The organism is Mycobacterium sp. E183 (assembly GCF_001667735.1).
GTDB lineage: Bacteria > Actinomycetota > Actinomycetes > Mycobacteriales > Mycobacteriaceae > Mycobacterium.
This window is the reverse complement of record NZ_LZJN01000103.1, coordinates 1-1,432: the sequence shown is the minus strand read 5'-3', so window position 1 is coordinate 1,432 and position 1,432 is coordinate 1. Positions and strand designations below refer to the sequence as shown.

General features: G+C 65.4%; 2 protein-coding genes. One reads left to right on the top strand and one right to left on the bottom strand.

The window, feature by feature from the left end; genetic code table 11:
* The first annotated feature begins 351 nt into the window (after window positions 1–351).
* A complete protein-coding gene (locus A5691_RS10140; RefSeq protein WP_067759866.1) occupies window positions 352–786 on the top strand; it encodes an SRPBCC family protein in 435 nt (144 codons plus the stop codon).
* Here A5691_RS10140 and A5691_RS10135 read toward each other — a convergent pair.
* Window positions 783–1,432: oxygenase MpaB family protein (locus tag A5691_RS10135; protein WP_068018513.1), on the bottom strand; the 650-nt coding region annotated here is incomplete at its 5' end. The genes A5691_RS10140 and A5691_RS10135 overlap by 4 nt on opposite strands.

The following is a 1,432-nucleotide window of genomic DNA, read 5'->3' as shown; positions in this document are numbered from 1 at the left end:
TCGCCGCGCGCAGGTAGGCCTCCGGGTCCTCGAGCGGTTCCGAACGCGGAACGTCCAGCAGCGAAAAATCGACATCGGCCATGTCAAGAGATCCTTGCCCATCCGCACCCGATCACCAAGCGTCCACCACCGTATTGGCTTACTTCGCAGGGAGTTTCGGCGCTGTGTACCCGCCGTTCACTTTGGCAACACGGGTGTGCGGTCCCGCGGCTGAGTCTGCTTTGCGCCGACGGTCGGGTGTGACCTTTATGCGCTGCGGCCCTGAGGCTATGTTCTCTGTAGCGGAAGGGGACGGATCATGGCGGCGGACAACGGCATACCGGCGTGGCTCATCGGTAGCGCGGAGTGCGAATGATCGAGTTCACCCTCACCCGAACCGCGAGAGCGCCGATCGAGACCGTGTTCGACGCCATGACCGACCACCGCGCGATCGCCCGGCACACGCGGCTGTTCCGACGCAGCACGCTTGATCGCGAGGGAACCCCCGCTCCGAACGGTGTCGGTGCGATCAGACGTCTGGTGGCGATCGGGCCCCCGTTCGTCGAGGAGATCATCGAGTATGAGCGGCCCACCCGCTACGCGTACAAGATGCTCTCGGGCGCACCGACGCGCGATCACATCGGCACGATCCGGCTGCGCGAAACAGACACTGGAACCGAGGTCAGCTGGCATCTACGGTCAACGCTGAAGATCCCCGGTGCTGACCGGCTGATGCTGCCGGTGTTCAAGAAGGTCATCGACGAGCTCCTCAAGGGCGGCGTCGCCGCCGCCGAGCGTCGCAGCTAAGCCGCGCGGTTGTGTAGCCGGCGCGGGTCGACGCCCGACCGCCGCCACGCGGTTGCCGCCCACGGGGTGTAGATCGCGCCGATGGGCAGCCGGTTGATCAGCGGGTTGAGCGCGCGCATGGCGGCCGCGAACCGTTGGAATCGCCTCTCTTTCTTCGCATTCCACTCCAGTTGGCAGACCTCGCGCATCTGCTGCGGCATGGTCCCGACCAACACCAGGCGGGTGTAGGCGTTCAGCGGGGCGGACAGCACCTTCCAAACCGGGCCGGGAATCCAGCGCGGGCCCGGGATTCCCTTCCTGATGTAGCCGGTCCCGTACAGGACGGTCTTGTGCGGGACGAACCGCTCGAGCATCTCGTCCCAGTAGGCGAGGAACTCGTCGTAGGTCTGCGGCTGGCCGCGGTCGCTGACGCCGTAGAGGCTGTACCACACCTTGCCCTCGTCGAAGATCCGCTCCTTCTCCGCGTGCGACAGCCGGCGGATGAACGTGTCGGTGTTGTAGATGACCTGATCGACGAAGCTGGCGTGTGCCCAGTAGAAGAGTTCGGGATTCAGCGCGTGATACCTCGACCCGTCGCTGATGGTGCCCTTGATCGTCTTGTGGAAGTCGCGCACCTTGCGGCCCCACTCGCGCGGCTCGTCGGAGT